6 protein-coding genes are annotated in these 6,021 nt (G+C 64.5%); 4 read left to right on the top strand and 2 right to left on the bottom strand.

Annotated features, from left to right (window positions below):
* Positions 1-62: 62 nt before the first annotated feature.
* Entirely contained in the window at positions 63-1,040 is a 978-nt protein-coding gene (locus ACYP5B_RS28950; protein ID WP_459571971.1) for an alpha/beta fold hydrolase, read from the bottom strand.
* Between the two features lie 187 nt (positions 1,041-1,227).
* Entirely contained in the window at positions 1,228-1,836 is a 609-nt protein-coding gene (locus ACYP5B_RS28945; RefSeq protein ID WP_400098015.1) for a TetR/AcrR family transcriptional regulator, read from the bottom strand.
* A gap of 265 nt (positions 1,837-2,101) precedes the next feature.
* Here ACYP5B_RS28945 and ACYP5B_RS28940 point away from each other — a divergent pair, with 265 nt between their 5' ends.
* The 4 genes from ACYP5B_RS28940 (at position 2,102) to fahA (ending at position 5,990) form a co-directional block, all read left to right on the top strand.
* Entirely contained in the window at positions 2,102-2,494 is a 393-nt protein-coding gene (locus tag ACYP5B_RS28940) for a helix-turn-helix domain-containing protein (RefSeq protein WP_150986631.1), read from the top strand.
* Positions 2,495-3,042: 548 nt separating this feature from the next.
* Positions 3,043-3,264, top strand: coding sequence for a DUF2783 domain-containing protein (locus tag ACYP5B_RS28935; RefSeq protein WP_318230963.1), 222 nt, complete (start codon positions 3,043-3,045; stop codon positions 3,262-3,264).
* Between the two features lie 16 nt (positions 3,265-3,280).
* On the top strand, positions 3,281-4,621 hold the full coding sequence (gene hmgA / locus ACYP5B_RS28930; RefSeq protein ID WP_318230964.1) for a homogentisate 1,2-dioxygenase: 1,341 nt from the start codon (positions 3,281-3,283) through the stop codon (positions 4,619-4,621).
* A 106-nt stretch (positions 4,622-4,727) separates the two neighbouring features.
* Entirely contained in the window at positions 4,728-5,990 is a 1,263-nt protein-coding gene (gene fahA / locus ACYP5B_RS28925) for a fumarylacetoacetase (protein WP_459571970.1), read from the top strand.
* Positions 5,991-6,021: the final 31 nt, after the last annotated feature.

The following is a 6,021-nucleotide window of genomic DNA, read 5'->3' as shown; positions in this document are numbered from 1 at the left end:
CCCCCACCAGCGGTTTTGTGGCATGCCACAAAACCGCTAAAGCAGGCAGGGTCCGGGAGTGCTCAGGCAAGGGCCTCGGCTTGCATCCTGCGAGTTGCTTCTGCAATGCCGGGCATTCGCGCCGCGCCGCCGACGAATGACACCGCGCGTGCGATGACCTGTGCGTCATGCAGGATACGACGATGGCCCAGTCCGTCCGTGCTCATCAATTGCGCGCCAGGCCATGCGCCGGCAATGGCCGCGCCGTTTTCCCAGCCCACTTCCTTATCCTGCCGGTCATGAATCACCAGCGTGGGCGGTACCGGGCGGGCGTGGCCGATGCCGATTGCCGGGACGTTGAAGGCCGACCACGGCATGCCCAGCCAGCGCTCGCTGTTGCGCTGCATGCGCGCCAGTACCCCGGGCCCGATGCCGAGCTGCCACGCCAAAGCCGCGGCGGCCTTATGCATGTCGGCCGGCGGGCCGATCATCACGGCGGCCTGCAGGTGCAAGCCTTCGCGCACGGCCAGCGCCAGTGCGGCGCTGCCGAGCGAATGCGCAATCACCGCGTGGATCGGGCCGGCGTGCCATGCCGTGGCCAATAGCGCGCGCGACATTTCCACAACAGAAGTCTGGCTTGCGCCGTGCGCACCCGCGTCGGAGCCGCCATGCGAGAGCGCGTCAAAAGCGACCACGCGCATGCCGGCCGCTAGCAGCGGCGCAACCAGCGGCTGCCACTGGGCGGCATGGCCACCCCAGCCGTGGGCCAGCAAGACGGTTGGCCCGGTGCTGCCCCATCGATAGACGCGCACACGCCGGCTCGTTCCCTGGCCGGTCACCAGCGCCCAGTCCGTGCGTGCGCGCTCAAGCAGCTCGCGGCCAGCGCCCTCCGGGCCATTGCCGTGGGGCGGACGGAACCATGCTTGCTCGAGCGCGCGCGCCGCGCCGGCCGGATAGAGCAGTTCGGCCAATTGCCAGCCAAGGCGGCCCCAGCGCATTGGCGCCCTGGATGGCGGCGCGGCTTGGCGGGCTTTGGTGGATGAGTAAATCGCTTGCGTCACGGCGGGCACCTCCAGTGAAGACTTCTGACATTCCGGGCCGGGCAATCGCAGCGGGGCGATACCGCTCCAGTAAGACCGACCAGTCGTGCTATTTTTTGTTTCAAAAAAAAACGACATCCAGCCGTCTCGAAATTCGTCCCGATCTGTCTCGAGGTGGTGTCTCGCTCCAGCGCGTCCTCGCCCTTTGCTACTTGCGCGCCGGTTGCGCAAGCTCGGCGCGGCGGAGCAGCGCTTCGAACGCCCGGTGGGCCATGATCTCGGTGTCTTCACGGCCCAGCAGCTTGTAAGACTGTTGAAAGGACATGCCGATACCGACCATCTCGAAGGCGAACTGCCGCGCGTCTTGTGCCGGCGAAAGATCGCCTTCCTCGATCGCGTCGGTCACGGCCCTGGCGATGAGGCTATGCCAGTCTTTCAGCGATTGCACCACCAGCTCCCTGATGGCACCCGGGCGGTCGCGGTATTCCTGGCCTAGCGCCATGAACAGGCAGCGGCCTTTATTGACGGATCCACCGAGCCAGAGAATGTAGCCTTCGAAGAGGGCTTGCACCCGGCGCGTGCCACGCGGCAGGCGCATGGCCGGCCTGATGACGATGTCCGAGAAGCGCTCCAGCGCGAGCGCCAAAACTGCCTGCTGCAAGGCCTCTTTGGACTTGAAGTGCGCGTAGAGCCCGCTCTTGGACATGCTGGTGTCGGCGGCCAGTGTGGCAAGCGACAATTGCTCGAACCCGACTTGGGCGGCAGTGTCCAGGGCTTGCTCGATGATGGCTGCGCGGGTAAGTTGTCCTTTCTGCATATGGAGAGAATAGCACGACCGGTCGTATTGTCAACCTTACGCTTGTGCGCTCTCGTCAACCTATTTCATCGCCGCCCGTTATGTCACCACGGAGGCAGATAATTGTGCTGTATCGGACCTATTGACAGGCTAGGATTAGCCTGCGCGGGGTGCCAACAAGAAATCTGCACAAAGTGTTGCCCTGATTACATACGGAACGCTTTGCGTGCTCTATACTCGAATGCACGTCCGCGCACTTTTTTTTCATTGGTGACTGGAGACCGACATGAACAGTACAGCCGTGCCTAGAGGCGCTAGCGAACCGTTCCGGCAACTGCGGGCGTTGCGCCGAGCGCGAAAGCTCAAGCAGGAAGACGTCGCCCGTAAGGCCGGGATTTCCCGGGAAGCATACTTGCGGGCAGAATCGGGTCAGGCCGACCCCCGCATGTCGACTTTCCTGGCGGCTTGCGAGGCGCTTGGCCTGGAAGTGGTGCTGGCCCCCCAGCATCTTGCCGCCGACGTCAACGCGTTTATTGCCAGCCGCAATGGCGGCGTCACGGCCGCTTCCATGGCCGGGCAGGCGCCTGCCGCAACGCCTACCGCCGCAAGCCCTGCACCGGCCACCCCGGTCAGCACAGGCTTCGCGTCGAGCCCGGGCGAAGGTCACAAGCCAGCCTGAGCACTCGCGCTGGTTCCGGCCGGGTCTGCGGCCGGACTGGCGCGCGCTTGTCATGCCAGCAGCGGGCACGCCCCCACGTGCCTGCTGCTGGGGTTTTGCCCGTTTGACATGGAATGGCCGGATGCCGCGCCTGGCGGCATTTGCCTTTCTTTGACAGCCTCGGTCCCCGCGCCAAGGCTGGTTCAGTGCGTTTGCCTGTCGAGCCTGTCGCTTTCCCCCTCTTGTTTCTCTCATTTCTCTTGTTCGCCCGACATTGCTCGGGCTGCTTGCGCTTGTGCGCCGTCTGGCGTCGCATCTTTGTCCTCGCCCGTCTTCCGCGCCTAACCTACAAACGGAGTGTCGACCAACGTAGTGTCAACCGGTCTTCGCCGTCCGCAGCGAAATAGGGGCCAATGCGGGTTTGACACGTCCGGAACCTGAGATTACGATATGGTAAATCAATTACGGATTGTGAAATTCGTGATCCGACGTCTGAAAGACACCATTAGTGTGATCCCTCGGCCACTATGCCTTTGCGGCAGTGACCTGAGGCATAGGGAGACATGCCAATGCCGCTGAGTACCGAACCCAACCTTGCCAGTCCGGACGACTTCTACGAGGCGCTGATCGCCATGCATCGCGACCTCTCCGACGCGCAGAGCCAGGCCGCCAACGCGCAACTGATCCTGCTGCTGGCCAATCACATCGGCGATCTTGCGGTTCTGCAGGAAGCCATGGAGCTAGCCCGTGCGGGCGTGCTCGAGTCATCGAAAGCGAAATCGCAAGCGTAAGAGGAAGACCCAAGACATGACGCAGACGCAATTGAACGTGACAGGGCAGGCACCCGACCACGGTACGCCCGGCTACCAATCCGGCTTTGCCAACGAGTTCGCGACCGAGGCACTGCCCGGTGCGTTGCCGGTGGGGCAGAATTCGCCCCAGCGCGCGCCGTACGGCCTGTATGCGGAGCAGATCTCCGGTACGGCGTTTACCGCGCCGCGCGCGCACAACCGGCGCAGCTGGTGCTATCGCATCCGTCCGGCGGCGATGCACGAGCCGTTCACGCGGCTCGAGCAGTCGCGCATCGTCAGCCATTTCGATGCGGTGCCGCCGTCGCCCAACCAGATGCGCTGGAGCCCGCCGGCGATGCCCAAGGAGCCCACCGACTTTGTCGACGGCATCGTCACCATGGCCGGCAACGGCGGCCCGGAGGCCATGTCGGGCTGCGGCATCCATCTGTACCTGGCCAACCGGTCGATGACGGATCGCTTCTTCTACAACGCTGACGGCGAAATGCTGATCGTGCCGCAGCAGGGCAGGCTGCGCGTGGCGACCGAAATGGGCCTGCTGGACGTCGAGCCGCAGGAGATCATCGTGATCCCGCGCGGCGTGCGTTTTCGCGTGGAGCTCCCGGACGGCGAAGCGCGTGGCTATATCTGCGAGAACTACGGCGCCTTGTTCCGCCTGCCCGACCTGGGCGTGCTCGGCTCAAACGGCCTGGCCAATCCGCGCGACTTCCTCACGCCGCATGCATGGTACGAGGATCGCGAGGGTGATTTCGAGCTGGTGGCGAAGTTCCAGGGCAACCTGTGGCGCGCCCCGATCGGGCACTCGCCGCTGGATGTGGTGGCCTGGCATGGCAACTACGCGCCGTACAAGTACGACCTGCGCCGCTTCAACACCATTGGCTCGATCAGCTTCGATCACCCGGACCCGTCGATTTTCCTGGTGCTGCAAAGCCCGTCCGATACCCCGGGCGTGGACACGATCGATTTCGTCATCTTTGGCCCGCGCTGGCTGGCGATGCAGAACACCTTCCGCCCACCCTGGTTCCACCGCAATATCGCTAGTGAGTTCATGGGCCTGATCGAGGGCGTCTACGATGCCAAGGCCGATGGCTTCTCGCCTGGCGGCGCCAGCCTGCACAACTGCATGAGCGGCCACGGCCCGGATGCCGAGACGTTCGCCAAGGCCACCGCCGCGGATACCTCGCAGCCGCACCGCATCAGCGATACCATGGCGTTCATGTTCGAGACGCCGGCCGTGATCCGGCCGACGCCGTATGCAGCGGAGTCGGCGCAGTTGCAGGACGACTACTACAGGTGCTGGCAAGGCCTGAAGAAGCATTTCAACCCCTTTGAGCGCTGATCCTCAAGCCCCAAGGCCTGTTTCATCTGGCCGACCACCATGCATTCGGGGTGTTGCGCGCGCCGCAGTCGCGGGCACCCCACCTCATTCCCCTCCGGAGCCCCCGATGACCACTGTCCAGCAAAGTTGGATCGAATCCGCCAATGATGGCGTTACGCATTTCCCGCTGCAAAACCTGCCCTACGGCATCTTTTCCCCGAACGGGCTGGGCCCGCGTGTAGGCGTCGCCATCGGCGACTTCATTCTCGACCTGTCCGTGCTGGACGAGGCTGGCCTGCTGCCGGCTTCCGTCAAAGGCGTGTTTGGCGGCGCCACGCTCAACGCTTTCATCGCGCTCGGCAAGCCGGTCTGGACCGAGACCCGCCAGCGCCTGACGGCCTTGCTGGCGGCGGACGATACCAGCTTGCATCCCAAGTCGGCCCTGCATGAGCAGGCCCTGGTGCCGATGGCCTGGGCGACCTTGCACCTGCCGGTGGACATCCCCGGCTACACCGATTTCTACTCCTCGCGCGAGCACGCCACCAACGTTGGCCGCATGTTCCGCGATCCGGACAATGCACTGCTGCCCAACTGGCTGGAGATTCCCATCGGCTACAACGGCCGCGCCAGCTCGGTGGTGGTGAGCGGCACGGAACTGCGCCGTCCCAAGGGGCAGATCAAGCCGCCGAATGCGCCGCGCCCGATCTTTACTGCTTGCCAGAAGCTCGACTACGAACTGGAAATGGCCTTCATCGTCGGCAAGCCGTCGACCCTGGGCGAGCCGGTCAGCACTGCCGTGGCGGCCGAGCACATGTTCGGCATGGTGATCCTCAACGACTGGAGCGCGCGCGATATCCAGCAGTGGGAGTACGTGCCGCTGGGCCCGTTCAACAGCAAGGGCTTCGGCACCTCGATCTCGCCGTGGGTGGTCACCATGGACGCGCTCGAGCCGTTTCGCCGTGACAATCCGGTGCAATCACCTGAGCCGCTGGCGTATCTGCAGCAGCCCGAGCGCAATGCCTATGACATCGCGCTGGAAGTTTCGCTGCGCCCCGAAGGCGCCGCGCAGGCCACCACCGTCTGCCGCACCAACTTCAAGGCCATGTACTGGACCATGGTGCAGCAACTGGCGCACCACACCGTGTCCGGCTGCAATGTCCGCGTGGGCGACCTGATGGGCTCCGGCACCATCAGCGGCACCACGCCGGATTCCTACGGCAGCCTGCTGGAGCTGACCCGCAACGGCGCCGAGCCTCTGACGCTGGCGGATGGCAGCAGGCGCGGTTTCCTGGAAGATGGCGACGAAGTGGTCATGGCCGGCTGGTGCCAGGGCGACGGCTATCGCGTCGGCTTTGGCGAGGTGGCAGGGAAGATCCTGCCGGCCCGCTAAGGGATCCGGCGAAGCAACGCGGCTAATCAAC

Source organism: Cupriavidus sp. 8B, assembly GCF_054589115.1.
This window is presented reverse-complemented; position numbering and strand designations above follow the sequence as displayed.

Bases quoted from the DNA above. Each gene is read 5' to 3' on its own strand.
- ACYP5B_RS28945 (WP_400098015.1), bottom strand. From the start codon at position 1,836: ATGCAGAAAGGACAACTTACCCGCGCAGCCATCATCGAGCAAGCCCTG.
- ACYP5B_RS28940 (WP_150986631.1), top strand. From the start codon at position 2,102: ATGAACAGTACAGCCGTGCCTAGAGGCGCTAGCGAACCGTTCCGGCAA.
- ACYP5B_RS28935 (WP_318230963.1), top strand. From the start codon at position 3,043: ATGCCGCTGAGTACCGAACCCAACCTTGCCAGTCCGGACGACTTCTAC.
- hmgA (WP_318230964.1), top strand. From the start codon at position 3,281: ATGACGCAGACGCAATTGAACGTGACAGGGCAGGCACCCGACCACGGT.
- fahA (WP_459571970.1), top strand. From the start codon at position 4,728: ATGACCACTGTCCAGCAAAGTTGGATCGAATCCGCCAATGATGGCGTT.